Consider the following 25,601-nt stretch of genomic DNA (forward strand, 5'->3'; position numbering starts at 1 on the left):
TCTTTAATCACTTATCATTAGAAATTTAGATAATGAAGCTTCCACCTCTCAAAGCCCTACCCGTCTTCGAAGCCGTTGCCCGGCTGAACAGCTTTTCGCTGGCGGCGGAGGAGCTGGCGGTCAGTCAAAGTGCGGTCAGTCACCAGATCAAGCAGTTGGAAACTTATCTCGGTGAGAAACTGTTCTGGCGCAGTGGCCGCACTCTGACGTTGACCGACGAAGGCCGGCAGTATCTGGATGGCGTGGGGTCGGCGTTGTTGCAGATTGAACGGGTGAGTGAGCAGTTGCTGGGCCATGAGGAGTCGCGGTTACGGTTGTCGGTGTTCAGTTCATTTGCGGTGCGCTGGCTGGTGCCGCGGTTGCCGGATTTGCAGCGGGAGTATCCGCAACTGGATCTTTCCCTGGAGATGAGCAGTGAGAACCCGGTGCTGTCCGACCGGGTGGCGGACTGTTTTATCACCATCAAGCCGTCTTCCGCGGCATTCAGTTATGAGTTGCTGTATACCGAGCGGCTGTTTCCGGTGTGCAGCCAGGATTACTGGCAGCGCATCCGTCGGGAACTGGGGCGGGATTCAGAGGTTGAGGGAAGGGATGAGCCAGAGTTGTCGTCGGAGGAGGTGAGTCGCTTCCCACTGTTGTCCACCCACAGCATTTTCGACAAGGCGGCCGGTGACTGGGAAGCCTGGTATCGGGCGGTGGATCAGAAGATCCCCGGTACGGCGCGGATACAGCACTTCAGCCACATGTTGCTGGCTCTGGAGGCGGCCCGTTTTCATCAGGGCATCGCGCTGACCAACGATTACATGCTGAGCACACGGCAGGATTCCGGGGACTTTGTCCGTTTGCCCAGTCACTCGGTGATGACGGGCGACAAGTTCTATTTCGCCTGGAAAACCAGCCGTCGGCGGGAGCGTGGGCTGCAGGTGTTGCGTCGCTGGCTGGTGGATGAGGCTATCCGCGGCGGCTTGCGGGGCGAGTAACAAGCCCCGGCGGCCTATTTATCCGCTTTTTTCTTCAGCAGCCGATGCTGTATTTCACCGACGATACCGCGGCGGAATACCATCACGCAGACGACGAACACAGTCCCCAGGATCACCTGTACCCAGGAGCCGAATGCCGACAGTTCATGGCTGAGTGCGCCGACGGTAATCGCACCCAGTACTGGCCCGAATATGGTGCCAAGGCCTCCCACCAGTGTCATCAGGATGACTTCCCCGGAGGTTTGCCAGTGCGCGTTGGTTAATGCCGCAAACTGGAATATCACGGCTTTTGTGGCACCGGCCGTTCCGGCGAGTGTGGCGGAAATGATAAACGCCAGTAGCTTGAAATGGTCGACGTCGTAACCGAGTGAGAGTGCTCTGGATTCGTTTTCCCGGATGGCCTGGAGGACCTCGCCAAAGGGGGAGTTGATGGTTCGGTGGATAATGGCGAAACCAATCAGGAATACCGCAAACACAAAGTAGTACATGGCGATTTCGTTGTTGAGGCTGATGAAACCGAAAAGCTCACCACGGGGAATGCCCTGCAGGCCGTTTTCGCCGCCGGTGAACGGCATCTGAAGCGCCAGAAAGTAGATGATCTGCGCCAGCGCCAGAGTCACCATGGCAAAGTAGATGCCCTGTCGGCGGATGGCGAGGAAGCCGAATATCGTGCCGAGAATCAACGCAAACCCGGTGCCGGCAAGAATGCCGAATATCGGCCCGAATCCCCACTCTTTGGTCACATAACCGGTAATGTACGCGGCACCGCCGAAGAAGGCGGCGTGCCCGAATGACAACAGACCAGCGTAGCCGAGCAGCAGGTTGAAGGCGCAGGCGAAGAGCGCGAAGCACAGCAGGTCCATCACAAAGACCGGGTAGGCATAGAAGGGCGCGCCAAGGCCGGCGACCAGCATGATGATAAACAGAACGCGGTTGATCATGGCCTTACTTCTCCTTACCGAATAAGCCCGCAGGGCGGAACAGCAGCACCAGCACCATCAGGAAGAAGATCACGGTGCTGGCCGCTGGCGGGTAAAACACTTTGGTAAGGCCCTCAATCAAGCCCAGCGCAAGTCCGGATAGAATGGCGCCCATAATCGAGCCCATGCCGCCGATCACCACTACGGCAAACACGACGATGATCAGGTCCGCTCCCATTAACGGGCTGACCGAGTAGATCGGCGCGGCCAGTACGCCTGCCAGGCCGGCGAGGCCGGCCCCGAAGGCAAAAGTGAGGGTGATCATCAGTGGCACGTTCAGGCCAAATGCCTGGGTCAGGTCCGGGTTCTCGACACCGGCGCGCAGCCGTGAACCCAGCTTGGTGTGTTCGATGACGTACCAGGTGGCAAAACAGACCACCAGCGAGAAAATGATGGCGAACAGTCGGTAGGTCGGGAAGTACATGAACCCGAGGTTTACTACGCCACTGAGGCTCTCCGGTTGCCCGGGATAGGGTGTGCCGGAGACGTTGAAGTAGTTGGCAAACAGGCCCTGCAGGATCAGCGTGATACCGAACGTCAGCAGCAGGCCATAGATGTGGTCAAGGTCATAGAGACGCTTGAGCATGAAGCGTTCAATGGTCACCCCCAGAATACCGACGATCACGGGCGCCACCAGCAGTGACGCCCAGAATCCGATCTGAAGGCTGATACCGAACCACTGCTCCAGCAGAGAGTAGCCAATCAGTGCGATAAAGGCACCCAGCATGTACATGGCACCGTGGGCAAAGTTGATGATATTCAGCAGCCCGAATATCACCGCGAGCCCGAGACTCAACATGGCGTAGAACACACCCACATTCAGCCCAAGCAGCGCCTGGGCCAGTATGACCTGCATCGACACGTTGGCTATCTCCCCTGAAGCAGTGGTTAATCGGTGTGGTTAGTTAACCAGCGAACACTTGGTGTCTTCCAGCGAGATGTAGGCCTGATCCGCGGGGATCTTCGAGACCACCCGCAGCAGGTCCCATTCCTCACTGGCTTCGTCCGGCTTCTTCACTTCCACCAGATACATGTCGTGGAGCATGGAGCCGTTGGGCAGAATCTTGCCCCCTTTCACGAACATGTCGTTAAGGGTCATGTCGCCCAGTTCGGCACGAACGGTATCGCTGTCGTCAGAACCGGTGGCTTTGACTGCTTTCAGGTAATTGGTGACCGCCGAGTAAACGCCGGCATGAACCATGGTGGGCATGGCGTTGTGGCGTTCATAGAAGCGGCGGGACCAGGCTTCGGTCTCGTCGTTCTGGTTCCACACGAAGGCCGTGGTGAACTGCAGGCCCTGGGCAATGTCCAGCCCCATGCTGTGGACGTCGGTGATGAACACCAGCATGCCGGCCAGTTTCTGTCCGCCCTGCACGATGCGGAACTGGTTGGCCTGTTTGATGGCGTTCACTGTGTCCTGGCCGGCATTGGCCAGGCCAATGACATCGGCTCCGGAAGACTGGGCCTGGAGCAGGTAGGAGGAGAAATCGTTGGTGGACAGTGGCGCATTGACGTTACCGACCACCTCGCCACCGAGACTTTCCACCACGGCGCCGGTGTTGTCCCGCAAAGAGTGGCCGAAGGCGTAATCGGCGGTAATGAAGAACCAGCTTTCACCGCCGTTCTTGACCATCGCCGTAGCAGTACCAACCGGCAACGCGTGGGTGTCGTAGACGTAGTGAATACCGTAAGGCGTGCACTGTTCTTCTGTCAGTGCGGTGGTGCCGGCGCCGGTGTTCATGGTGATGATTTTCTTGTCGTTGGCCAGGCCCTGAACGGACAAGGCAACGGAGGAGTTGTCGAGGGCGGTGATCATGTCCACCTCTTCCGCATCGATCCATTCCCGGGCGGTACTGGCGCCGATATCCGGCTTGTTTTGGTGATCCGCGGAAATGATCTCAATGGGTTTGCCCATCACCGAACCGCCAAAATCCTCGACCGCCATTTTGGCGGCAGTCACCGCGCCCGGCCCTTCGAGGGCCTTGTAAACGCCGGACATGTCACTGAGGACACCGATTTTTACTTTGCCGTCGGTCAATTCGGCCGCTGCCGTGAGGGGCATTGCCAGGGTAGCCGCTGCCACGGCGCCTGCCAGTCCAGATTTCCAGTGCTTGAACATGGTGGGATTCCTTTTGTTATTAGATTCGGGTTCAGACACTCAGGTGCCTGTTCAACTGCTCTTTCTTGGCCTCGAGATCGGCCGCTTCTATCTGCTCAACCACTCGTCCGTGCTCAATCACATAGTGTCGGTCGGCCAGCGGAGCGGCAAAGCGGAAGTTCTGCTCAACCAGAATGATGGTGAATCCCCGGTCACGCAGTTTGCGGATGACATCATCCAGGGATTTGAGGATAACCGGCGCAAGCCCTTCGGTGATCTCGTCCAGTAACAGGAGATTGGCGCCGGTACGAAGGATGCGGGCAATTGCCAGCATCTGTTGCTCGCCCCCGGAGAGCTTGGAGCCCTGGCTTTTGCGGCGCTCTTCAAGGTTCGGGAACATTTTGTAGATCTCGTCCGCGGACATCCCGCCATCGGCCACCACGGGGGGCAGCTCCAGGTTCTCGTCCACGTTGAGCGACGCAAAAATCCCCCGCTCCTCGGGGCAATACCCCAGCTTGCCAACGTGGGCAATGCGGTGGGTGGGCATGTTGATGATTTCGGTGCCGTGGATCTTGATGGAGCCGGTGCGCTTGCTGACCAGTCCCAGAATAGACTTGAGTGTGGTCGTGCGTCCGGACCCGTTGCGGCCAAGCAGGGTAATCACCTCGCCTTCCCGCAGAGTCAGATCGAGGCCATGGAGAATGTGGGATTCGCCGTACCAGGCGTGAAGATTCTCGATTTTGAGCATTTCCGGGCGTTGATCAGGCTGCATCGGTGGTTCCCATGTAGGCTTCCATGACGGCGGGGTTGGTCGATACCGTGTCGTAGTTGCCTTCAGCCAACACCTCCCCGCGGTTCAGGACGGTGATGGTGTCGGCCAGCGTGGACACCACATTGAGGTTGTGCTCAACCATCACGATGGTTCTGCCATCCACCACCTTGCGAATCAGCTCGGTGACCGTGCCTACGTCCTCTGAACTCATGCCCTGGGTGGGTTCATCAAGCAGCATGAGCCTGGGTTTGAGTGCAATGGTGGTGGCAATCTCCAGCGCCCGCTTCTGTCCGTAGGCGAGTTCCACCGCCTTGGTATCGGCAAAGGGCCCCAGGCCGACCTGTTCCAGGGTGGCCTGCGCTTCTTCATTCAGTTGATCAAGAATTCGTACCGGCCGCCAGAAGTGATAGGAAATGCCCAACTTGCGTTGCAGGGCGACCCGAACGTTCTCGCGGGCAGACAGGTGGGGAAATACCGCCGAAATCTGAAAAGAGCGAATCAGCCCCTGCTGGGCAATACCCGCGGGGCGCGCGTTGGTAATGTCTTTGCCAGCGTAGATAATCTGCCCGGCGCTGGGCTTGAGGAATTTGGTCAACAGGTTGAAAAACGTCGTTTTCCCGGCCCCGTTCGGGCCTATCAACGCATGTATGGAGCCTGTCTTGACGTTGATGCTGACGTCACTGATGGCGGTAAAGCCTTTGAAATCCTTGGTCAGGTTCCTGGTTTCAAGGATGGTTGAGGATGGTTGTGTCTGCTCGCCTACAGCCTGCTCTTCCACGGAAAGACACCCCTTTCGATTCAGGTGAGCGGCGCTGATGCCGCGTGTTTTTATTCGTTGTTGTGACAGCTGGTTTCTTGAAAGGTCGCAAATACAGCTATTTGAACCGACATTCAGTAATAGTTGGCGAATGTGGATTCTGTCAAGAATGGGCGAGGGGAACAGTGGGGGAGACACGCCCCGTTCAGGGCGTGCCTTTAGTGGTTATTCTAGTGGTTATTCTTCGTCCCGTGGCGGGCGTTCGACCACTTTGCGCTTACCTTTGGCACACCGGGACAGGGCTTTCAGCCCGTCGGCTTCGAAGGCATCCACGCGGATGACGTCGTAGAGTGCTTCCAGTGCCTCAAGAAGTTTGTCGCATTCGTCTTTCTGAACAACGCCCTGCTCGCAGGCCCAGTCCACCAGTTCCTTACGCTGGTGCCCCATCAGCAGGTCGATACCGCCCAGCTCGTCTTCATCCCGATTGCGCAGGGCTTCATGCAGGCGATCGCGCATGTCCTTGGTTTCATTGGCCAGCCGGTAGGCGTTCAGTACACGGCCCAAAGGGTCGTCCGGATCGGTATTGATGTAACTGCCACGGCTGATGCGCTGGCGTAGCGGCGTATCGTTCACAATGCTGGCGGCCACCTCCGTGCCCAGGGCGTCGTCCGGGCCGTTGAGGCCGGTGGCGCCCAGAGGGAACACCAGCATCCGCAGCGGCCAGCGCAACAGCGGAACCGGGAAGTTGATGATCAGCTCGCGCATGGATGTCTTGAGGTCGCGCAGACTGGTCTGAAGGCACCATTCCACCAGCGGCCGCTGGTCTTCCGGATAGCCTTCCTCGTGCCATTGCTTGATCACCGCCGTGGCGTAATACAGGTGTACAAGGCAGTCCGCCATCCGCCCGGACAGGCGCTGACGTGCCTTGAGGCCGCCACCAACCGTCAGCAGGGTAACGTCGGTCATCAGGGCAAACGCGGCCGAGAACCGGGCAAGCTGGCGATAGCTGGACTGGATGTTACCCTGGCGGGGCACGGTTTCCAGCAAGCCGCCGCTCAGTGCCAGCACTAACGAGCGTAACGCGTTGCGGGTGGTGTGGGCGATATGGCGGTAAAAGATGCCGTCGAACTTCTCGACCGCCGCCTTTTTATCGTCCATGCCCGCTGCTTCGATTTCTTCAACAATAAACGGGTGACAACGGATGGCACCCTGGCCGAACACCATCAGGCTGCGGGTCAGGATGTTTGCGCCTTCCACCGTGATACCGATGGGCACCGCCTGGTACGCCCTGGCCAGGAAGTTGCGGGGGCCGGTAATAACACCGCGGCCGGCAACCACGTCCATGGCATGGTTGATCACCGTGCGCATCAAGTCGGTATTGCGGTACTTGAGCACCGCTGACGGCACGGAGGGGCGTACACCCCGGTCCAGCATGCCGGATGTCAGTAATCGGGCGGCATCCATCATGTAGGTGTAGCCGGCGATGGGCTCCAGCGCTTCCTGAACCCCCTCAAACTGGCTGATGGAGCGGCCGAACTGTTCCCGGGTCAGGGCATAGGAGCCTGTGGCCATGCTGGCCACTTTGCCAGCGCCGGTGCCCAATGCGGGCAGGGAGATGGAACGGCCGATGGACAGGCATTCCAGCAGCATTTTCCAGCCTTTGCCCAACATGTCCTGGCCGCCAATCACCTGATCCATGGGGATAAACACGTCGTTGCCCCAGGTCGGACCGTTCATGAACACGGTATTCATTGGCAGGTGACGGGCGCCGGAGTGAACCCCTTCCAGGTCCTGTGGAACCATCACGCAGGTAACGCCGATGTCGTCGGAGTCGCCCAGTAGTTTGTCCGGGTCGTAGACCTTGATGGCCAGGCCAATCAGCGTCGCCACCGGTGCCAGTGTGATGTAGCGCTTGTTCCAGGTGACTTTCAGGCCCAGTACTTCCTCGCCATTCCACTGGCCCTTACAGACGATGCCCTTGTCCGGAATAGCTCCGGCGTCAGAACCGGCGACCGGCGACGTCAGCGCAAAGCAGGGGATTTCCTCGCCGCCGGCCAGCCGCGGCAGATAATGTTCTTTCTGGGCATCGGTGCCGTATTCCATCAGCAGCTCGCCCGGGCCAAGCGAGTTGGGCACCATGACGGTCACAGCGGCGGATACGCTGCGGGTGGAAATCTTCATCACGATCTCGGAGTGGGCGGTGTGGGAAAAGCCCTTGCCGCCCTGTTCCTTGGGAATCATCAACCCGAAGAAGCCATTCTCGCGAATGAACTTCCAGACCTTGTTGGGCAGGTCGTACTCTTCGTGGGTGATTTTCCAGTCATCCAGCATGCCGCACAGCTTCTCGACCGGCCCGTCGAGGAACGCCTGTTCTTCGCTGGAGAGGTGGGCCGGTTTGGCATCGAGCAGTTTCGACCACTTGGGTTGCCCGGAGAAAAGCTCGCCATCCCAGTCTACGGTACCTGAGCGCAGGGCCTCGGCCTCGGTATCCGAGAGCTTCGGGAGCCGACCGCGCACCCAGTTCAGCAACGGAGCGCTGAACTTCTCGCGCCGCAAGTCACCTGGGAGCACCAGCACCAGGCTGAGAGCAAGCAGCCCGCCACCAAACAGTATACTGAGGATGTGCCAGCCATCCTGAAACAGCCCGACGACCGTTGCAATCACAAGCACGGTGGCGGCAGTGGTGCCACCGATGCCAAGATAGATCAGTACCAGCGCACTGATCAGTAGAAGCAGAACACTCATGGGCGGATCTCCATATCGAGAAGAAATTCAACCTGAATCGTTCTTACCTTCGGCCAAAGCCAGAGAGGTTGCAAGCGCTTGCGTTAGTGATCTTGACGCACCGGCGAGGATTCCGACATTGATCGTTATCTGAAGCGGTTCATACATAGCCGGCTGTAAAGACCAGGCCCAGCACAATCGGCATCACCACAAGGCTTCCGAGGTTACTCATAAGCACCAGTGAGGCTACTTTATGAGGTTCCTGTTGATACTGCTCCGCCAGCATGTAGTTCAACACAGCAGAGGGCATGGCGGCGAAGACCCACAAAGCAGCTATCTGCAGGCCCGGCAGATCCAGAATCGCTATCATTGGCCAGGCAAGAATCAACCCGGATGCAGGCGCGGAAATAGCGCCCAGAACCCCGAGTTTCCAGTCGCTGAAATCCACATCCAGCATGCGAACACCAAGCGTAAAGAGCATGAGCGGGATACACACTCCGCCTAGCATGTTCAGGGTTTCCAACAGCCATTGTGGCATGGGTACGCCACCGAAGTTGACGGTAAGGCCGGCGATGCTTGCCGCAATAACGGGTATGCGAAGCCGTCTGATGATCGACGTGTGCGGGTCCAGCATGTAGATGCCCACCGTAAAGTGCAGCAGCATTTCCACGACAAATAGGACAACGGCCGCGGGCAGAGCTGCCTCGCCGAACGCAAATACCAGTACGGGAATGCCCATGTTGCCGGAATTGTTGAACATCATCGGCGGCAGGAAGGTTTTAAGGTTCAGGTTCAGAATTCTGGCCAGCGGATAGAGCACGATGCCGGAACCCAGAACGACCACCGTTGCCGCCAGAGCCAGGCTGGTGTAATCCTGCAGCGGAGCCTGTTGATCAGCCAGAACCGCGAACACCAGCATGGGGACGAACAGCTCCATATTGAGGGTGTTCAAGCCTTTGATGTCTGGAGTGCGATATCGGCCGTAAAGGGCACCACAACCGGCGATCAGAAAGACCGGCAACATCGTGGACAGGATCTGGGCAAGCATTCAGGGGCTCCGAGGGTCGATCAGGGTAAGCAAATAACTCGTTAGGTTCGCAATTATACCGGGTTCCAGGCAAGTAAAACCTGTGCCCTTGCGACCAAAGATAACCCCTTCTATAAGCTGGGGAAGCAGCGCCCAACTTGCACGGATTGTAACGACTGCCACAGAATAACCTTGCCTAACTCACCATCCTAGCGGAGAGCCACTTGTGCCTGAGACCTTTGACCAGCCTGTTGAGCGGGAAAACACCTGTTCCGTAAAATTTGACGCCCGCAAAGCGGTATTCGGCAAAGATGACGTTATCCCCCTGTGGGTGGCGGATATGGACTTTCCAGCGCCGGAAGCGGTGACCAGGGCTCTGGAAGAACGGGCAAGGCACCCGGTATACGGTTATACACTGTTTCCGGAGAGCCTGTACCAGTCGGTGATTGACTGGTTTGAACATCGGCATGGCTGGGTCATTGAGCGGGAATGGTTAATGATGGCTCCGGGGGTGGTGCCTTCGCTGCACGCAGCGGCACTGGCGTTTGCCGGCGAAGGTGAAGGGGTGATTATACAGCCTCCGGTTTACCCGCCTTTCTTCAGTGCCATTCGGAAAACCGGTCGTGCGGTGATTGAAAACCCGCTGGAACAGGTGGATGGCCGTTATCAGATGAATCTCGAACACCTTGAGGCCTGTGCAGCGCGGGGCGACGCCAGAGTGTTGCTGCTGTGCTCGCCCCATAACCCGGTGGGAAGGGTGTGGAGCGAAAGCGAGCTCAGGGAGGTATTGGCCATTGCCAGGCGCCACAACCTGGTGGTGCTGTCGGATGAGATTCATTGCGACCTCACCTATCCGGACAAGCCTGCCCATCATGTACTGGCGAAACTGGCCGATGAGGAACAGGCCCTGATTACCACCGTAGCGCCCAGTAAATCCTTCAATATGCCCGGTCTGGGCTTGTCGGCGCTGGTGGTGAAGAATCCAGAGCATCGGAAGTTATTGAAAGACGTGTTCGACACCATGCACATGAACCAGTGCAATCCCTTCAGTATCGCCGGCTTCGAGGCCGGGTATCGCCAGGGTGGCCCGTGGCTGGACGAACTCATGATCTACCTGCAAGGCAATCGTGACAGGGTGATGGACTACATCCGCCAACACCTGCCTGACATCCGGGTAACGGAGCCGGAGGGCACCTACTTGTTGTGGCTGGACTGCCGGGGCCTGGGCATGAGCGACGCGGAACTGAAACGGTTCTTTGTGCAGGAAGCGGGTATTGGCATGAACCCGGGCATCACCTTTGGTGAGCCCGGCAGCGGGTTCATGCGTATGAATATTGGTTGCCCGCGCCGGGTTCTGGACACGGCCCTGGAGCAGATCCGGCAGGCGCTGAATAAATAACCGGATCAGTCGGCGTTTTCAGCGCCGTTACTGCAGGGATCGTCTACCGGCTGCCAGTGAGGCGGCTGGCTCATGGCTGGCATCTGGCCGTTGCTGGGGCGGATGGCGCGGTAAGTCTGCCCTTCATGGACGGCCATCTGGCCCACGGTATAGCTGCCGCCAAAGCTCCATCGCCCGGGTTCTTTGCAGGCCTGTGGGCGCTCGTTGGGCGTTTTTACGGGCGTTTCGCCGGCGTCGGCCGGTGCCTGAGGTTGGTGGTTCACCCCACCTTCCGATTTGCGCTCAGCGACGTTGCTGTCATCACGACCGACGCCGCAATCAGGCACTGACGCCAGTCTTTCCCATTCGAAATCCGCACCGGGTGTTTTACCCTCGTGGAGTTCGCGGGACTGGTACCAGTCACCCTGGTGAAAGACCGTCTGTCCCGGTGGGTAATAGCGGCTCGGTATCCAGGTATTTTCCTCAGGATCGCAGGGGGCAGCGACCGCTGGGGTGTTGAAAGCCGCCAGTATCAGTACGCCGGCCCATCTGAAGCGCCTTGTCATGCCATTGACCATGAATGCCTGCCTTGTCGATATTTGTTGTTGGGTGCTCAACGGTATTTGCGGCGAAGTTCGGTGGTTCGGGTGGCCAGGAACAGTCCGGCCAGAATCAGAAGGCCGCCAATGACATGGAACAGGCCCAGGCGTTCCCCGAGGAAAATGCCCGCCATCACCGACGCAAATACAGGGGTGAGGTACATGAAGATGGCCGCTTTTGCAGGACCAATCCGATGCACCCCATGATTCCAGAACGCGTAAGCCAGAATACCGGGGAAAATTGCAAAATACATCATGGGCAGGGCGGTTGATGCGTTCAGCTCGAATCCACCTGAGAAGAACAGTAGGTCCACCAGGAAAAACGGCAAGATCACCATAGTGCCGCAGGCGATCTGGACGGTCAGAAAGGTCAGTGGGGCCAATGGTACCGCCTGGCGGCGAAGTAGTACTGAGAACAAGCCCCAACTGGATACCGCCAGTACCATGATCAGATCACCGGGTTGCGCCCGCAAACCGGTCAGCACTGAGAGGTCTCCCCGCGCCACAACCGCCAGGATGCCCAGTACCGCCAGCCCGATGCCGAGAGCCTGAATGGGGCGTGTGCGATCTCCCAACAGCAACCAGGCCAGTAACGCCACCATGATGGGTATGGTGGCGTTAATCAGCGCGATGTTGGTGGCCGTGGTGGTCACCGCGGCAAAATAAAGCAGCGAGTTGAACGCCGCCACACTGAACGTGGCGAGTGCCAGTATCGACAGTGCGTGTTCGCGGATGACCCGGCGCTGGCGCCAGACCCCCGGCAGCCCGAAGGGCAGGAGTATCGTCAGGGCAATCACCCAGCGCCAGAACGACATGGACAGGGGAGGAATCTCGCCAACCACACTTTTGGCCACCACGGCGTTGCCCGCCCAGAACAACGGGGTCAGGACCAGGCCGGTGTAGGCCAGCCATAGTGGTTTCGGGGTTTCTGAGGACACACCGACTCCTGTCAGGGTTTTTGGGTTTCTGATCTGGTTCGGGAGCCCGAAGGATACTACGCCCTGCGAGCTAATGCCTTGTTACCAAAGTGGTAGTGGAGATATTGGTTGATCGTATCCGGCTGGTGACTGTCTGATTGGGTGTCAGGATTTCTTACAAGCCCGCTGCTGGATAAATGCAGGATTAAATATAGATTCTTGTTTTAGATTGGAAATTCAGATGTTGGTATAGCAGGTGCCTGTATGGCGGGGCAGTAAAACGAATGAAATGTGGGATAACCCAGGGAGCAGCTATGCGACATCTTAAACTCACCATTGCACTACTGGTTTCCATGTGCCTGCCGGCCATGGCAAGCGCGGCAATGATCTCTGCCAGCTATCAGGTCAACCTGAATGATTCAGACCCCGGACTGGTTGTTGGTTCTGCAGACTATGCAGACAACCCGTTTTCTTTCGATCTGAATGCCGGTGAAAGTACGACCTTTAATCTGTTCAAAATCTGGACGACTGAAGGCACGGTCAACAGCGATGACAAAGTCGCCAAACCGATTTCCGTCGATTTCAACTTCACAGCACCGGAACTGATGAGTGGCTCTGTCAACGGGAACACCTCCGGAGATTCCGTGCTCTTTGGCTTCTACCAGGAAGGTGTGTTGTCCTGGAACGGTTCGCTTGACCTGGTGTTTGGCGCACTGGGCGATGGTCTGCTTCGTGTATCCCTCTTCGACACCACTTTTAACGAAGGCATCTTTGGGCTGGGCAGCTACGGCTCCAAGGTTAAGGCAAAGGTCGAACTGATTTCTGAAGCCAGCGAAGTACCAGAACCAGGTACCCTGGCCATCCTGAGCCTCGGCCTTCTCGGTATGGGGCTGCGTGCCCGCCGCCGTTCAGCCTGAACGGTTGCGTTTAGTATCCTGACAGTTGAACGATAAAATGGGGTCAGAGCTTGCTCTGACCCCATTTTTTATTCTCCCGGCACTTCCGCTTCTGTGCCGACGTGATAGGCCGCAAAACCGGCCATGACCACCTGATCCACCGCCATGCCGATAATTCGGCCGCTGCTGCGGGCGCGGATGGGATGCTGGGCGTTGGTGATGGGATCCGAAACATAACCCAGGATTTCACCTTCAGAAACCTTGGCCCCCAGCTTGGTTTCGCTGAACAGAATGCCGCCGTGTTCGGCCCGTATCCACTCGGAATCGTAATAGACGGGTTCCGGATCTCCCCAGACGAACATCCTTGAAATCATGCCTTCCTTGTCCATCAGGCTGGTCAGGCTGTTCACCCCGGCCTTGATCTGGTGCTCCTGGATCCGAAGTGATTCACCCGCCTCCATGGTGACGGACCGGATACCGGCTTCGACAGCGGCGTGACGAAGCATGCCGGTGGTGCCGGTGCTGTGAACGACTGCCATGCGGTCAAATCCACGGGTGAGTTCCGCCACTTCCGGGTTATTCATGTCCGCACGCAGTTGGGGCAGGTTGGTGCGCTTGAGAGACCCGGTGTGGATATCCACCAACATGTCGCAATGACGGATTACGTTCTCGAACAGCGAGTGGGCAATGCGGTCCGCCAGGCTGCCATCGGTGCTGCCGGGGAAGTGACGATTGAGGTCACGGCGGTCGGGCAGGTAGCGGCTGCCTTGCTGGAAACCCGGCAGGTTGACGATGGGAATGCCGATCACCCGGCCGGAGAGCTTGTCTGGCTCCAGGTCGTACATGGTGCGGCGGATGATCTCGATGCCGTTGAGTTCATCACCGTGAACGGCACCGGTCAGGCATAGGTTAGGGCCGGGTTTGGAGCCATTGACCACCAGAACCGGTGTTGGTTGCGACAGGCCGGCAATCTGGATGGCAGGGGACCAGGCCAGGCGAGTCGACGTTCCGGGCAGAACCTCGGCACCGAGCATTTTCAGGCTGGTGGCCTTTTCGGGTTCCGTCACCTCAGCAGACTCTTCCACGCCGTTTTCATCGGTCGCCGTTGCGGGGTCTGCGCCCTGGGCAGTGGGTTTGGGCTGATCCGCCGTTGCGTCGGGCTTCGAAGGTTCGGGCTCCGAAGTCTTCGACTCCGCTGGTTCAGCGGGCTTTGGAGGCGGCGCCACCTCCTTTAAATCAACATTGGGGGCCACTTCTTCCACGGCCGGTTCTGCCGTGGAATCTGGTGTTTTATCCTGTGAGGCGAGCTCCTCATCGGATTTCTGAGTGGTGTCTGCTTTACCGCTATTCTTTTTCGGTTCAGACGAGCGCAAGGGTTCCGAATGCTCGACATCCTCAACACTCTCGTCCTCGGCAAGCTCCGCGACGAGCATCTCCGTGTTATCGGAGTCATCGGACTTGTTTGCGTAGACGGCAGGGATTGCGACCAGGCTGCCAGTCAGGGTAAACATCAGGCCAGCGCGAAACAGATGTGTCAGCCAGCGATACAGCATAATTCCTCTCGAGTCTTCAGCCAGTTTGAGGCTCGTTGTCCGATCTGTGAAAACGGTACAAGGATAGAGACCCCATTGTTTCATGAATACGGCTGTGACAAAGGTTTAATGCCACTTTCATGAACTCGTTGTGTAATTCCGCAAAATGACCTATTCAAAGAGGTTACAGGATGCGGATTGCAGTTCTGTATCCGTTATACGTTCGATGGAGGATAAACTGTATGGATCTTTTGCGAGTTCTGGTTGCGATTTTGTTACCGCCGTTGGGCGTCTTTTTACAGGTGGGGATTGGCAAACACTTCTGGATCAACATCCTGTTGACGATTCTCGGTTACATTCCCGGTATCGTGCACGCCGTCTGGATCATCGCGAAAAAATAGGCCGCCCCTGAGCAGGAACCAAGTGTCTGTGAGGGGCGGGCTTCAAATGTCGGGAGTGGTGCGCCAGATGTCGCCTTCTCGCGCAGCCCGGCCATCTGCCTCCAGTTTTAGCAGGTGCGCCAGCGCGGAGCGGGCGGCGACGCCATGGATCGCCGCCGGGACATCGTCATAGGCCTTTGCGGTCAGATCTTTCAGGCTGGCCGGGGCGAGGCTTTTCAGCACCCTGACAACCTTGTGCTCCCGTGCCAGACGATGCGTGATGAGATAATCAATCACCGATTCGGGGCGTGCCATCAGGAAACCGTGGGCAGGCGCTATGTAACGCACGGACTCGGCCAGCAGGTCGTACAGCGACTCCAGGTAGGCCTTCATGTCACCGTCTGGCGGATTAATGACCACGGTGGAGCCCTGCATGATGTGGTCTCCAGAAAACAGCAGCTCTTGCTCCAGGAGCAGATAGCAAAGATGGTTGGAGGCATGCCCCGGGGTGTAAAGGGCTTTCAGGGTGCCAGCCTCGGTGACGATCAGGTCACCATTCACCGGCTCTACATCCGGCGAAAACGTCTGGTCCTGGGCCGGGCCTTCGGGAGCCAGCTGGCCGTAAACGCGACAGCCGGTTCTTGCCTTCAGTGCCACTGTTGCCGGCGAGTGGTCCTGGTGGGTATGAGTGACCACCACTTGATCAATCGCTCCACCAGTGAGTTCCAGAATGCGCTCAATATGCGTTGCGTCGTCCGGGCCGGGGTCCAGTACCGTAAACCGTTTGTGGCCAAGCACATAGGTGTTGGTGCCGGGGCCGGTCATCATTCCCGGGTTTGGCGCTGTCAGGCGAACCACACCGGCCGCCACCTCCACCGGTTCCCCGGGAACAATGTCCGCGTGTGTAGAGCCTGCACCCTCCGGGTCCAGCTTGACCGCTTCGTCATAGGCGGGTGCCCCCGGCTCCAACATCGTGGTCCTGTCTTTCTTGACCGCCGGCCACGGCTTGTTGGGATAGGGCTCCGGCGGATTAGCGTGGACATAGCGCATGAGGGCTTCCGTGGTGTCGAACTCCGCCAGTATCCGCAGCGTCCCAATGGTTGGTAACCCTAGCAGGCGGCGGCCACTGCGATGATCTTCCAGGGCTTCCGCCGGGCTCAGCCAGACGTGGTCAATGGTTTCATTGCCGTCATGACTTGCCCGTTGCCCTTCCGGTGCCACTGCAATGAAGAAGCGGGTATCAAAGCGCCGGGGAGGTCCCGGCGGTGTCACCCAGTGCCCGAGGTAGCCCAGACGGTCCAGGGGAATGGTGAGGTTATAGCGATGGCACAGTTCCGCCAGGGTTAACTCACCTTTAAACAGAGCTTCGCGGTCGCTGTGAATGGGGTGGTCATGAGTCAGCGCAGCACCTTTTTCATCAACGGCTAACAGAATGCCCGCTTCCTCAAAACACTCCCGGACAGCCGCAAGCATGTAGTCGGCGCCACCTTCATCCATGGCCATTGTCTGGCTGATTTCAGTGTCAGCCCGCCCGATTGCGTGGGCCCGCCCATTGTTTTCCTGATCGTCGACAGAACCACCGGGAAAGACAAAATAGCCCGGCATGAATACCGCGTCCCAGGTTCGTTGCAGCAGCAGGATCTTTGGACCTTCAGCAGTGTCTTTGGTCAAAACCAGCGTGGCAGCAGGGCGAATATCCATAGAGTGTCCGTATCTGTTGGTCAGACTGTTGGTGCTGGAAAGAGGTTGGGAGGCTACTGTCAAAACACGCTCAAGCACGTCCATGTGGCGCTTGAGCTCCGCCATCCATGGCTCCGCACAGTTTTGACAGTAGCCTCCCAACCCCTTTCATCGGGCAACGGTGAAGGCTGCCGGTAAAAGTCCAAGATAACGAATGTTCGGTCTGCTGTCTCGGGGTGTCGGCATGGTTACAACCAAGTATCATTGGGTTTACAGAAAATCCCCCCACACAGGAACGCCGACTTGGCTCGCATCAAGCTCTCTTTTCCGGATAACGCCTTTTATTTTGAAACCAAGATGCCGGTTCGGATCACCGATATCAATGGAGCCAACCATCTGGGAAACGATGCGTTAATCTCCATGCTGTCTGAAGCCAGGGCACAATTCCTGGTGAACTATGGTGTCGAGGAAGCCGACAAAAACGGCGTGGGTATTATCGTGACCGACCTGGCAACGATGTACCAATCGGAATCGTTCTTTCCGGAGATGCTCCGCTTTGAAGTGGGGCTGATGGACTTCAACAAATACGGCGGGGATTTCGTATTCCGCGTAACCAAGGCGGAGAGCGGTCAACCCGTGGCCCTGGCCAAGTACGGTTTCGTGTTCTTCAATTACCAGCGCAAATCGGTTGTGCCGATGCCAGAGAGTTTCCGAGCACGCTTCGGCGATTAGTATTTAGTCCTGGAGTGCCAGCTTTCGGATGCCTTGCCGGTAGAACAGGTAGGCCATGACACCTGCCATCAGATTGCCAACCAGCGCACCGCTCATCAGGCCGTTGATACCGCCGAGCTGTGAGCCGAGCCAAAGCAGTGGCAGAAAGCAGAGGAATAACCGCAGGACCGACACCAGCAGCGCCCGCATGGCAAGCCCCAGCGCATTGCACACCGACACCATCAGCATGCAGATGCCCAGGCCGGTATAGCTCAGCGGCACCCGAACCAGATAACTACCCAACACATCGCTGACGGCGCGATCGCTGGTAAACAGCTCTGAGACCACTCCTGACGCTAAAAGCCAGATCAACCCAATGGCCAGTTGCCACACCACCACAAAACGAACCGCCAATCGCACGAGAACGCGAATCCGCGCAAGCTCACCGGCCCCAAGCATGCGGCCAATCATGGGCGGCATCGACATGGTCAGTGCCAGCACCACTACAATGGAGAAGAACTCGAGGCGAGTGCCCAGGCCCCAGGCCGCGACGGCGGCGGAGCCAAAGCCAGCCACCATGGCGGTCGCGAACATGGCCGAGGCTGGCGGCATCAGCTGGCTGACCATGGCCGGCGCCATGATGCCATTCAGTTGTTTCAGTGCCTTGCCGAGGGCCAGCTGGGAAAGGTCGAAGCGTATCCAGCCAGAGCGCAGCAGTTTGGGGTAGATAAACAGGCAACCGATACCGAAGGCGGTCACGGTTGCCAGGGCAGCGCCTTGCAGGCCCCACCCGAAAACGAAGATGTACAACGGGTCCAGGGCGATGTTTGCCACGCTGGTGGCGACCATCATATAGCCAGGGAGTTTGGTATCGCCATGGGAGCGGCACACGCTGTAACCAAAGTAGAGCATGGCGCCGGTCCAGGCGGAGAGCAGCCAGGGTATCCAGTAACTGCGGATCAGCGGCAGCAGGCTCTGTTCGGCACCCAGGCCAGCCATGATTTGGGTCTGCAGCAGCCATAGGGCGATACACAGGATTATCACCAGAGTGGCGCCCACGGTGACGACGAGGCCGCCCAGGCGTTCAGCGCGGAGTTGGTCGCCGGCGCCTAGCGTTCTGGAGATGATGGCGGTGGTGGCGATGCCAAGGCCCACCTGCAGGCCGATGATGAGCTGCTGCATGGGCAGTGTGAAGCCCAGTGCGGCCAGTGGGTCGCGGCCGAGTTGGCCAATGAAGGCACTGTCGACGAGTTGGAAGGTCATCAGTGACAGTACGCCGAAGAGCATGGGCCAGGTCATGGTGAACAACTGGCGCGGCAGGCTGGCTTGTGGGGTGGCGTTCGTCACGTTGGTGGCTTCTGTTCCAGGTGTTTTGCTTGGTGGGCGATTCTAGCAGTTATCGGTTTGTGAGTGGGTGCAAAGGCCGGGGCGCCTTCCCCAGACACGCCGTGAACCCATCCATGGGGGCTCGGCATTGCCATCCCTTGCAATGCACGGTCTGGGGAAGGCGCCCCGGCCTTCGCACATCGATTACGGAGTCGCTTTCAGTAAGTCGGAGTGCTGGGAATCAAAGCGCCGAAAGAGCGGCTTCGTAATTCGGTTCTTCCTTGATCTCACCAACCAGCTCACTGTGCAGAACCCTGTTGTTCTCGTCCAGAACCACCACCGCGCGGGAGGTCAGGCCAGCAAGTGGGCCGTCCTGGATGGCAACACCGTAATCTTCCTGGAAGCTGTAGTTTCGGAAGCTGGAAAGGGTAGTGACATTTTCCAGGCCTTCGGCACCACAGAATCGACCGGCGGCGAAGGGCAGGTCGGCAGAAATGACCAGCACCACCGTGTTGTCCAGGCTGCTGGCTTTTTCATTGAACTTACGGGTGGAGGTGGCGCAGGTCGGGGTGTCTACGCTGGGGACAATATTCAGAACTTTGCGCTTACCAGCCCAGTTGTCGAGGGTGACGTCTTCCAGGCCCTGAGTGGTTAGGGTGAAGTTGGGGGCGGTGTCGCCGGTTTGCGGAAGGGTGCCGCTCACGGTGATTGGATTGCCGCCGAGTGTGACGTTGCTCATTTGGAACTCCCTGATACTGGTCTAATGGATTTGTATTTAACAGCTTACTCTGTGTAGCCCATTTTGGATGTTTTTTCATCCGGGAGTCGAGTTAAGTTGGTTTCAGGCGGGCTCAAATCCGGGAGCCGGATGGCGCTGGACCATTAGCAGGTAGCTGCCGAGGGCCGCAATGGCGCAGGCAGCGATGATGCCTGCCATCACCAGTGACGTGCCGTCGTGGAAGTGGCCCACGAGAGCACCCACAATGGCTGCAACCACCATCTGGGTGAAGCCGAACAGTGCGGAGGCCGAACCGGCCATTTGGGGAAAATTAGCCAGGGCCCCGGCCATGGTCTGGGGCAGGACCATGCCCACACCGACCATAAACAAGGCTTGTGGTAGCACCACTGCCCATACGTTGTAAACCTGCGAGGCTGCCAGTGCGGCCATTAAGCCGCCACCGATAACCGATATCGTCAGGCCTCGCACCAGTATCTGATCTGGCGTAAACGAGCGGCCCAGGCGGATGGCCGTGAGGTTGCCGCCAATATAACCGGCCACGATACAGGCGAAGAACAGACCGAAGTGCTGGGGTTCCACGCCCAGGAAATCAATCAGCACGAACGACGAGCCTGACAGGAACGCAAACAGGCCGGCGAAGGTCAGGGAGTTGGTCAGGGTGTAGCCCAGGAAGCTGATGTCCGAGGCAATTGCCCGGTAGTTCTTCCATAGGCTGCTAACGCGAAGGGATTGCCGGTTTTCCGGGCGCATCGGCTCGGGAATACCCACTGCAACCACCACAGCCATGATGAGCGCGTAGCCACCCAGTGCCAGAAAAATTGACGACCAGCCCAGGCTGACCACCATAAAACCGCCGAGAGTTGGTGCAACAGCGGGTGCCAGGGCCATGATGCTGGCCAGAATAGCCATGATTTTTGCGGCGTCCCGTGGGGAATAGATATCCCGTACGGCTGCCCGGCCCAGCACTGGACCGGCCGAGCCGCCAAGCGCTTGCAGGAAGCGGCACAGGATCAGTGTTTCAATATTGGTCGCAAGAGCACAAACAACGCTGGCGATCGCAAACAGCAGGAATCCGCCAATCATGATGGGCTTACGCCCGAACCGGTCCGCCAGCGGGCCGCAGACCAACTGGGCCAGGGCGAACCCGACCATGTAGATACTCAGCGTAAGCTGTACTTGACCTGTATTGGCCGAGAGCGCCTCTCCCATAGCGGGCAAGGCAGGCAGGTACATATCAATCGCCAGCGGCCCGAGGGCGACAGCGGCTGCCAATAGTATCGTTGTCCATACACTGGTGAGTGCGAGCATCACTGATCCCGGAATCTTTGGAGTACGGCACTGGGTGAGAGCCGGCCTTCTGAAACACGCTGTAAATACATCCCTGTACGCTCGGCTCCGCCATCCATGGCTCCGCACGGTTTCAGAAGGCCGGCTCTCACCCAGCGCTCAATCTGATATGGGGAGTCTACGCTCGTCCTGTCCTGGGATAACGGCCAGCTATTTCATACAATGTATGAACAAATCAGATGAATTAGGTATTGAGGCCATTGATGGTCGCTGCTACGCCGTTGACGTGGTTTCGAATCCAGCGGTGAGCGGGGTCGTTCTGGTTGCGTTTGTGCCACAGCATCAGCAATGTGAATGGCTTGTAGTCGAACGGTAGGGGCGTCCATGCAAACTGCTGCAGTAAGTCCTCACTCATGCGCTTGGGTGCTGTTGCGAGCATGTCAGTGCCTTGCAGGAAGGCTGGCAGGCCGGAAAAATTGGACACGGTTACGGCGGTTCTCCGGGTCAATCCCTGGGCGGCTAACGAACCTTCGAAAGCTGTTTTTTCACCCGTGCCAAACAGGATGGCGATGTGGTCCGCCTTCAGGTAATCCGCCAGGGACTCCGGGGCCTGGCGGATGGCGGGATCGTAGAAAACCACCATCTGATCCGCCATCAGGCCCCGCTGCATGATGTCGGTAGCTTCCGGTGCGTGAGGGGAAATAATCAAGTCACACAAGTCTTTACGCAACATGTCGGCGGTCGGAATGCCCGAGGGGACAACCTGCAAGCGGATGCCAGGCGCTTCTTGTCGGATCACGGACAACAGTCCGGGTAACAGCAGGTCGCGCTGATAGTCGTTGGCGGCGATGGTGAAGGTGAACTCGGCCGTGGCCGGGGCAAACGGCGGCCCGGAAGACAGGGAGTGCAGGTCGTCCAGTATCTGGCGAATGTGTGGGCCGGCCTGGAGAGCATACCGGGTGGGGACAATGCCTCGGCCGGATTTGACGAACAGGGCGTCGCCCAGGGCCTGGCGTAATCGGTCCAGGGTGTGGCTGACAGCCGATTGACTCACGCCCAGTCGTACAGCAGCTCGAGAAACGCTGCCCTCATCCAGCACTGCAATGAAGGTGCTGAGGGAGCGAATGTCGAGGTTAAATGTATCAACAGGGTTCATGAGTAGCAGTGTACCCGAGGCGTGGGAGGTTGCCCATTCCGGAGTACTTTGTTGTTGGTGGTTTGAGTAAGCATTCAAAAAACGATGCCGACTGGTTTACGATGTCGTGACACTGGTTGAACAAATTTAGGAGCACCCGATGAAACCGATCCTGGCCTTCGATGTATACGGAACCCTGGTGGACCCCATGGGAATGGCAGACCTGTTGGCGCCAGACGCAGGCCAGGCGGCGGAGTCCGTGAGTGCCCAGTGGCGGGAAAAACAGTTGGAGTTTTCCTTTCGCAAGGGGCTGATGCGCATGTACGAGGATTTCGGGGCCTGTACCCGGCAGGCGCTAAGGTATGCGATGGCCAGCCATGGGTTGAGCTTAAGTGGAGAGCGGGAAGATGAGTTGATGGGGGCCTATCTGTCCCTGCCTGCGTTTGACGACTCGTTGCCGGCACTGGAATCCCTGCAGGGCGTGTATCGGATGTTTGCCTTTTCCAATGGCACCTATCCGGCGTTGGAGAAGGTGCTGGGGCATAACCATTTGCTGGATCAGTTTGAGGGGTTGGTGTCGGTGGATGACATCAAGAGCTTCAAGCCGGACCCGGCGGTGTATGCCTATGCACGACGGGCAACCGGGGCGATGGATAAGCCTCTGTGCCTGGTGTCCAGCAACGCGTGGGATGTGATTGGTGCCCGGGCGGCGGGGTTGACGACCATCTGGGTGCAGAGGGATGCCGGGAAGGTGTTTGAAGATTGGGGGGTTGAGCCTAATGCGGTGGTTCGGAGTCTTTCTGAGCTACCTGCTACATTGGATAACCTTTAACTTCCGGGGTGGCGCGTCTCGTAGCGTCCCTTCCAAAACACGCCTCAAGACGTCCTGTTCGGCTTGGGCTCCGCCATCCATGGCTCCGCACAGTTTTGGAAGGGACGCTACGAGACGCGCTTCCGACTTATGTGCCGGCGGTCTCCCAGTCGCGCGTTCTGTGTGATTCAGTCCGATCTTTCAGCCAACCACTCCGCCATCTCCAGCCAACTTTCCTTCGGCGCCTTGCTCCCGGCCAGAATGCCCATGTGGCCCCCGGGGGTAACCCGGAAGGTAACGTCCTTCGAGCTGACATGGTCTTCGATGCGTTTCACCGCGCCGGGGGTTGCCAGGGTGTCGGTATCGCCGGCGATGGCAAGTAAGTTGGCGTTTACATTCTCCAGCCGGGCGACGTCTTCGCCGATCTGGATCTGGCCTTTGGAGAGTTCGTTGTCGATCCACAGGCGTACCACGGCATCCTGCACGATGCCGCCGGGGTAGGCGACCATGCGGTCGAGGAAGGCGGAGGTGGTGGCGTGGCTGGCGACGAAGTCGCGGTCGCCCAGGCGGACGATGAGTTCCCAGTAGCCCATCACGCTGCCGATGGGGTTGGTGAGTTTGAAGCCGATGGTGTTGGCCCAGCCCGGAGAGTGGAACCAATGAGGTTTCACGTCATGCAGGCGGAAGCCGGTGCGCTTACGGACGAAATCGGCGACGTCGGACACCCGCTGGTACATCAAACCCATCAGGCCTGACGCGTGGCTGTCGATGGGCGAACCCAGCACGATGGCGTTGCGGATGTGCTGGTCGCGGCTGAGGGCAGAATAGAACAGCGTGAACATGCCGCCCAGGCTCCAGCCGTGCAGCGACAGCTTCTGCTCACCGCTGTGCTCCCGCACCCGGTTCAGGTATGCCGGCAGCAACTCCGCCACGTAGGTGTGCAGGTTGTAGTGACTGTGCTGGCGCGTGGGTACGCCCCAGTCGATCAGGTACACCTCAAACCCCTTGGCCCGCAGGAACCGCACCAGACTGCGTTGGGGAAACAGGTCGTAGATCAGCATGTTCACCGCCAGTGGCGGCACGATCACGATGGGCGTCTTGTGGGGCGTGCGCTCCACATCAATCATCTCGCCGTCCAACTCGATAAAATCCTCGGCCAGCGGTGGGTAGTATCGCAGGCTCACCAGCCCATCGGTGTACAAGGTCTCGAACGGTGTCTGCCCTGCCTGCACCAGGCTGGCGGCCCGGAATACCCGATCAAAGGCGTTACCGGCGTATAGTGCGGTCTGGCGAGTCAGCCCCGAGACTTTGTTGAAGGCGTACTGCAGTGGATCAGGCATGGAAGTGTCCATCGTTGCTGCGGGCTTCACCCAAAAAATCTATGTTGTTTATGGCATTGTGATGGCCAGAAGGCGTTAACTGAAGAGTAACAGGGGAGGAGTGGACAGGCCTTTGACAGACCGTGCATTGCCATGGATGGCAATGCCGAGCCCCCATGGAGGGGTTTACGGCGTGTCTGGCGAAGGCCTGTCCACTCCTCACCATAGCTCAGCGGCTAACAGGCTGGGGCCAAGATTACCGGCCAACCTCAGGTGCGACTATGGCAAGAACGTCCATCACCAATGGCAAACCGGTCACTTCAGGCCACTGCCCAAACCTGCCAACCATTGGTATCATTCAGCCATCTTAAAAAACCAACAACAGGACCACCATGCTCAGCTTCCTGCCAGCTCCCGTTATCGGCGTCATCAGTTCCATCCTCCTGGGGCTGAATACCCTGTTCTGGTGCCTGCTTCTCTACATCCCGGCGATATTGAAGCTGATTATTCCCCACACCGGTTTCCGGGTGCTGTGCACCAAAGTCATTATCTGGATCGCCGAAGCCTGGGTTGCCTGCAACACCGGCTGGATGAAACTCACCCAAGGCACGGAATGGACCGTCCACGGCGACGAAAAGCTCAAGCGGGAAAGCTGGTACCTGGTGTTGAGCAACCATCAAAGTTGGGTCGACATCTTCGCCATGCAGCGGGTGTTCAACCACCGTGCACCGTTTCTGAAGTTCTTCCTCAAGCAACAACTGATCTGGGTGCCGGTCATAGGGTTGGCTTGGTGGGGACTGGATTTCCCGTTCATGAAACGCTACACCCGTGAGTACCTGATCAAACATCCTGAAAAGCGCGGTGAAGATCTTAAAGCGACCCGTACGGCCTGTGAGAAGTTCCGCTACACCCCGGTGAGCGTGATGAATTTCGTTGAAGGCACGCGCTTTACCCAGGCCAAGCATGACAAGCAGAAATCAAAATACACCCACCTGCTGACGCCCAAGGCCGGTGGCGTGGCCTTTGTGCTGGATGCCATGGGCGACTCCATCGAAACACTGGTGGATGTCACGATTGCCTATCCAGGGGGCGCTCCAACGTTCTGGGATTTCATGTGTGGAAGGGTGAGTAAAGTCGGCATGGAGATCGACACAGTTACCATCCCGGCGCACCTGAAGGGCCGGGATTACGCGACGGATGCCGAGCATCGCAAAAACGTGAAAAACTGGCTGGCAGAACAGTGGCGGGCGAAGGACGAGCGTCTGTCGAGGATGCTTGAGCAGGGCTAAGAATTGTCCTCGTCATCCTCGATCTCGTCCGGGTGCTCTTTCTTGTAGCGCTCCCACTCTTCCCAGTCATGGGGTGTGCCAGCATGAGGGCGCTTCAAGTGCTTTGCGTGTTCCATCGCATTGTGGCGCAGGCTGTGGTCGCGCTCCTCTTCTTCCTCTTCGAAGCCGTACTTCTTCAGGAACTCGGTTGGGCTGATAGGCATCCGGATTCACCTCCGTAACGAATAAGTGCCCGCTTATTCACTAAGATGGCGCTCCGGAGCC

At 58.2% G+C, this 25,601-nt stretch carries 24 protein-coding genes; 7 read left to right on the top strand and 17 right to left on the bottom strand.

The window, feature by feature from the left end; all coding sequences use genetic code 11:
- Positions 1 to 32 precede the first annotated feature (32 nt).
- The gene (locus tag B2590_RS09130; protein ID WP_036211497.1) at positions 33 to 980 is read left to right on the top strand and encodes a LysR family transcriptional regulator; all 948 of its coding nucleotides are present in this window, start codon (positions 33 to 35) and stop codon (positions 978 to 980) included.
- 14 nt (positions 981 to 994) lie between these two features.
- Here the strand turns inward: B2590_RS09130 and B2590_RS09135 are convergent, their stop codons facing one another.
- From B2590_RS09135 to B2590_RS09165, 7 genes are all read right to left on the bottom strand, one after another.
- Complete coding sequence (locus B2590_RS09135) at positions 995 to 1,921, bottom strand: branched-chain amino acid ABC transporter permease (RefSeq protein ID WP_036211493.1); 927 nt, start codon at positions 1,919 to 1,921, stop codon at positions 995 to 997.
- 4 nt (positions 1,922 to 1,925) lie between these two features.
- Positions 1,926 to 2,816: a branched-chain amino acid ABC transporter permease gene (locus B2590_RS09140; RefSeq protein WP_036211490.1), complete on the bottom strand. Its 891-nt coding sequence runs from the start codon at positions 2,814 to 2,816 to the stop codon at positions 1,926 to 1,928.
- A gap of 45 nt (positions 2,817 to 2,861) precedes the next feature.
- A complete protein-coding gene (locus B2590_RS09145; RefSeq protein WP_036211487.1) occupies positions 2,862 to 4,079 on the bottom strand; it encodes an ABC transporter substrate-binding protein in 1,218 nt (405 codons plus the stop codon).
- A gap of 31 nt (positions 4,080 to 4,110) precedes the next feature.
- Positions 4,111 to 4,830: an ABC transporter ATP-binding protein gene (locus B2590_RS09150; protein ID WP_041332967.1), complete on the bottom strand. Its 720-nt coding sequence runs from the start codon at positions 4,828 to 4,830 to the stop codon at positions 4,111 to 4,113.
- On the bottom strand, positions 4,820 to 5,608 hold the full coding sequence (locus B2590_RS09155; protein WP_007155128.1) for an ABC transporter ATP-binding protein: 789 nt from the start codon (positions 5,606 to 5,608) through the stop codon (positions 4,820 to 4,822). Before B2590_RS09155 ends, B2590_RS09150 begins: the two co-directional genes overlap by 11 nt.
- 216 nt (positions 5,609 to 5,824) lie before the next feature.
- On the bottom strand, positions 5,825 to 8,332 hold the full coding sequence (locus B2590_RS09160) for an acyl-CoA dehydrogenase (protein ID WP_041332969.1): 2,508 nt from the start codon (positions 8,330 to 8,332) through the stop codon (positions 5,825 to 5,827).
- Positions 8,333 to 8,471: 139 nt separating this feature from the next.
- A complete protein-coding gene (locus B2590_RS09165) occupies positions 8,472 to 9,359 on the bottom strand; it encodes an AEC family transporter (RefSeq protein WP_036211478.1) in 888 nt (295 codons plus the stop codon).
- Between the two features lie 205 nt (positions 9,360 to 9,564).
- Here B2590_RS09165 and B2590_RS09170 point away from each other — a divergent pair, with 205 nt between their 5' ends.
- Positions 9,565 to 10,737: a MalY/PatB family protein gene (locus tag B2590_RS09170; RefSeq protein ID WP_213479722.1), complete on the top strand. Its 1,173-nt coding sequence runs from the start codon at positions 9,565 to 9,567 to the stop codon at positions 10,735 to 10,737.
- A gap of 5 nt (positions 10,738 to 10,742) precedes the next feature.
- Here the strand turns inward: B2590_RS09170 and B2590_RS09175 are convergent, their stop codons facing one another.
- Positions 10,743 to 11,282, bottom strand: coding sequence for a hypothetical protein (locus B2590_RS09175; RefSeq protein WP_041336475.1), 540 nt, complete (start codon positions 11,280 to 11,282; stop codon positions 10,743 to 10,745).
- A 47-nt stretch (positions 11,283 to 11,329) separates the two neighbouring features.
- Positions 11,330 to 12,253 (bottom strand): DMT family transporter, encoded by a 924-nt coding sequence (locus tag B2590_RS09180; protein ID WP_041332973.1) that lies wholly within the window; start codon positions 12,251 to 12,253, stop codon positions 11,330 to 11,332.
- Between the two features lie 293 nt (positions 12,254 to 12,546).
- On the opposite strand from B2590_RS09180, the gene B2590_RS09185 reads away from it, so the two are divergent.
- A complete protein-coding gene (locus B2590_RS09185; RefSeq protein ID WP_036211470.1) occupies positions 12,547 to 13,149 on the top strand; it encodes a PEP-CTERM sorting domain-containing protein in 603 nt (200 codons plus the stop codon).
- Positions 13,150 to 13,217: 68 nt separating this feature from the next.
- Here B2590_RS09185 and B2590_RS09190 read toward each other — a convergent pair whose 3' ends face one another.
- Positions 13,218 to 14,681: a succinylglutamate desuccinylase/aspartoacylase domain-containing protein gene (locus B2590_RS09190; RefSeq protein ID WP_075194674.1), complete on the bottom strand. Its 1,464-nt coding sequence runs from the start codon at positions 14,679 to 14,681 to the stop codon at positions 13,218 to 13,220.
- 221 nt (positions 14,682 to 14,902) lie between these two features.
- On the opposite strand from B2590_RS09190, the gene B2590_RS09195 reads away from it, so the two are divergent.
- Entirely contained in the window at positions 14,903 to 15,061 is a 159-nt protein-coding gene (locus tag B2590_RS09195) for a YqaE/Pmp3 family membrane protein (protein WP_007155136.1), read from the top strand.
- A gap of 42 nt (positions 15,062 to 15,103) precedes the next feature.
- Here the strand turns inward: B2590_RS09195 and B2590_RS09200 are convergent, their stop codons facing one another.
- The gene (locus B2590_RS09200; RefSeq protein ID WP_278366669.1) at positions 15,104 to 16,741 is read right to left on the bottom strand and encodes an MBL fold metallo-hydrolase; all 1,638 of its coding nucleotides are present in this window, start codon (positions 16,739 to 16,741) and stop codon (positions 15,104 to 15,106) included.
- Positions 16,742 to 17,023: 282 nt separating this feature from the next.
- Between B2590_RS09200 and B2590_RS09205 the strand changes: the two genes are divergently transcribed.
- Positions 17,024 to 17,452: a thioesterase family protein gene (locus B2590_RS09205; RefSeq protein WP_036211464.1), complete on the top strand. Its 429-nt coding sequence runs from the start codon at positions 17,024 to 17,026 to the stop codon at positions 17,450 to 17,452.
- 3 nt (positions 17,453 to 17,455) lie between these two features.
- Here B2590_RS09205 and B2590_RS09210 read toward each other — a convergent pair whose 3' ends face one another.
- The 4 genes from B2590_RS09210 to B2590_RS09225 form a co-directional block, all read right to left on the bottom strand.
- The gene (locus tag B2590_RS09210) at positions 17,456 to 18,730 is read right to left on the bottom strand and encodes an MATE family efflux transporter (RefSeq protein WP_051947109.1); all 1,275 of its coding nucleotides are present in this window, start codon (positions 18,728 to 18,730) and stop codon (positions 17,456 to 17,458) included.
- A gap of 268 nt (positions 18,731 to 18,998) precedes the next feature.
- Positions 18,999 to 19,496, bottom strand: a complete 498-nt coding sequence (tpx, locus tag B2590_RS09215) for a thiol peroxidase (protein WP_036211458.1) — start codon at positions 19,494 to 19,496, stop codon at positions 18,999 to 19,001.
- Between the two features lie 102 nt (positions 19,497 to 19,598).
- The gene (locus B2590_RS09220; protein WP_036211455.1) at positions 19,599 to 20,804 is read right to left on the bottom strand and encodes a Bcr/CflA family multidrug efflux MFS transporter; all 1,206 of its coding nucleotides are present in this window, start codon (positions 20,802 to 20,804) and stop codon (positions 19,599 to 19,601) included.
- A 223-nt stretch (positions 20,805 to 21,027) separates the two neighbouring features.
- Entirely contained in the window at positions 21,028 to 21,939 is a 912-nt protein-coding gene (locus B2590_RS09225) for a LysR family transcriptional regulator (RefSeq protein ID WP_036211452.1), read from the bottom strand.
- A 139-nt stretch (positions 21,940 to 22,078) separates the two neighbouring features.
- On the opposite strand from B2590_RS09225, the gene B2590_RS09230 reads away from it, so the two are divergent.
- Positions 22,079 to 22,750, top strand: coding sequence for a haloacid dehalogenase type II (locus B2590_RS09230; protein WP_127401953.1), 672 nt, complete (start codon positions 22,079 to 22,081; stop codon positions 22,748 to 22,750).
- A 167-nt stretch (positions 22,751 to 22,917) separates the two neighbouring features.
- Here B2590_RS09230 and B2590_RS09235 read toward each other — a convergent pair whose 3' ends face one another.
- On the bottom strand, positions 22,918 to 24,069 hold the full coding sequence (locus B2590_RS09235) for an alpha/beta fold hydrolase (RefSeq protein WP_286811005.1): 1,152 nt from the start codon (positions 24,067 to 24,069) through the stop codon (positions 22,918 to 22,920).
- Between the two features lie 371 nt (positions 24,070 to 24,440).
- Between B2590_RS09235 and B2590_RS09240 the strand changes: the two genes are divergently transcribed.
- Positions 24,441 to 25,337, top strand: a complete 897-nt coding sequence (locus B2590_RS09240; RefSeq protein ID WP_127401951.1) for an acyltransferase — start codon at positions 24,441 to 24,443, stop codon at positions 25,335 to 25,337.
- Here the strand turns inward: B2590_RS09240 and B2590_RS09245 are convergent.
- Positions 25,334 to 25,540 (bottom strand): hypothetical protein, encoded by a 207-nt coding sequence (locus B2590_RS09245; RefSeq protein WP_127401950.1) that lies wholly within the window; start codon positions 25,538 to 25,540, stop codon positions 25,334 to 25,336. The genes B2590_RS09240 and B2590_RS09245 overlap by 4 nt on opposite strands.
- Between the last annotated feature and the right edge of the window lie 61 nt (positions 25,541 to 25,601).

The sequence above is a fragment of the Marinobacter sp. UBA3604 genome, from assembly GCF_002375325.1.
GTDB classification, from domain to species: Bacteria; Pseudomonadota; Gammaproteobacteria; order Pseudomonadales; family Oleiphilaceae; genus Marinobacter; species Marinobacter salarius.

Excerpts from the sequence above, each read along its gene's own strand:
- B2590_RS09130 (WP_036211497.1), top strand. The coding sequence starts at position 33 with ATGAAGCTTCCACCTCTCAAAGCCCTACCCGTCTTCGAAGCCGTTGCC.
- B2590_RS09135 (WP_036211493.1), bottom strand. The coding sequence starts at position 1,921 with ATGATCAACCGCGTTCTGTTTATCATCATGCTGGTCGCCGGCCTTGGC.
- B2590_RS09140 (WP_036211490.1), bottom strand. The coding sequence starts at position 2,816 with ATGCAGGTCATACTGGCCCAGGCGCTGCTTGGGCTGAATGTGGGTGTG.
- B2590_RS09145 (WP_036211487.1), bottom strand. The coding sequence starts at position 4,079 with ATGTTCAAGCACTGGAAATCTGGACTGGCAGGCGCCGTGGCAGCGGCT.
- B2590_RS09150 (WP_041332967.1), bottom strand. The coding sequence starts at position 4,830 with ATGCAGCCTGATCAACGCCCGGAAATGCTCAAAATCGAGAATCTTCAC.
- B2590_RS09160 (WP_041332969.1), bottom strand. The coding sequence starts at position 8,332 with ATGAGTGTTCTGCTTCTACTGATCAGTGCGCTGGTACTGATCTATCTT.
- B2590_RS09165 (WP_036211478.1), bottom strand. The coding sequence starts at position 9,359 with ATGCTTGCCCAGATCCTGTCCACGATGTTGCCGGTCTTTCTGATCGCC.
- B2590_RS09175 (WP_041336475.1), bottom strand. The coding sequence starts at position 11,282 with ATGACAAGGCGCTTCAGATGGGCCGGCGTACTGATACTGGCGGCTTTC.
- B2590_RS09185 (WP_036211470.1), top strand. The coding sequence starts at position 12,547 with ATGCGACATCTTAAACTCACCATTGCACTACTGGTTTCCATGTGCCTG.
- B2590_RS09190 (WP_075194674.1), bottom strand. The coding sequence starts at position 14,681 with ATGCTGTATCGCTGGCTGACACATCTGTTTCGCGCTGGCCTGATGTTT.
- B2590_RS09195 (WP_007155136.1), top strand. The coding sequence starts at position 14,903 with ATGGATCTTTTGCGAGTTCTGGTTGCGATTTTGTTACCGCCGTTGGGC.
- B2590_RS09200 (WP_278366669.1), bottom strand. The coding sequence starts at position 16,741 with ATGGATATTCGCCCTGCTGCCACGCTGGTTTTGACCAAAGACACTGCT.
- B2590_RS09210 (WP_051947109.1), bottom strand. The coding sequence starts at position 18,730 with ATGACCTGGCCCATGCTCTTCGGCGTACTGTCACTGATGACCTTCCAA.
- tpx (WP_036211458.1), bottom strand. The coding sequence starts at position 19,496 with ATGAGCAACGTCACACTCGGCGGCAATCCAATCACCGTGAGCGGCACC.
- B2590_RS09220 (WP_036211455.1), bottom strand. The coding sequence starts at position 20,804 with ATGCTCGCACTCACCAGTGTATGGACAACGATACTATTGGCAGCCGCT.
- B2590_RS09225 (WP_036211452.1), bottom strand. The coding sequence starts at position 21,939 with ATGAACCCTGTTGATACATTTAACCTCGACATTCGCTCCCTCAGCACC.
- B2590_RS09230 (WP_127401953.1), top strand. The coding sequence starts at position 22,079 with ATGAAACCGATCCTGGCCTTCGATGTATACGGAACCCTGGTGGACCCC.
- B2590_RS09235 (WP_286811005.1), bottom strand. The coding sequence starts at position 24,069 with ATGCCTGATCCACTGCAGTACGCCTTCAACAAAGTCTCGGGGCTGACT.
- B2590_RS09240 (WP_127401951.1), top strand. The coding sequence starts at position 24,441 with ATGCTCAGCTTCCTGCCAGCTCCCGTTATCGGCGTCATCAGTTCCATC.
- B2590_RS09245 (WP_127401950.1), bottom strand. The coding sequence starts at position 25,540 with ATGCCTATCAGCCCAACCGAGTTCCTGAAGAAGTACGGCTTCGAAGAG.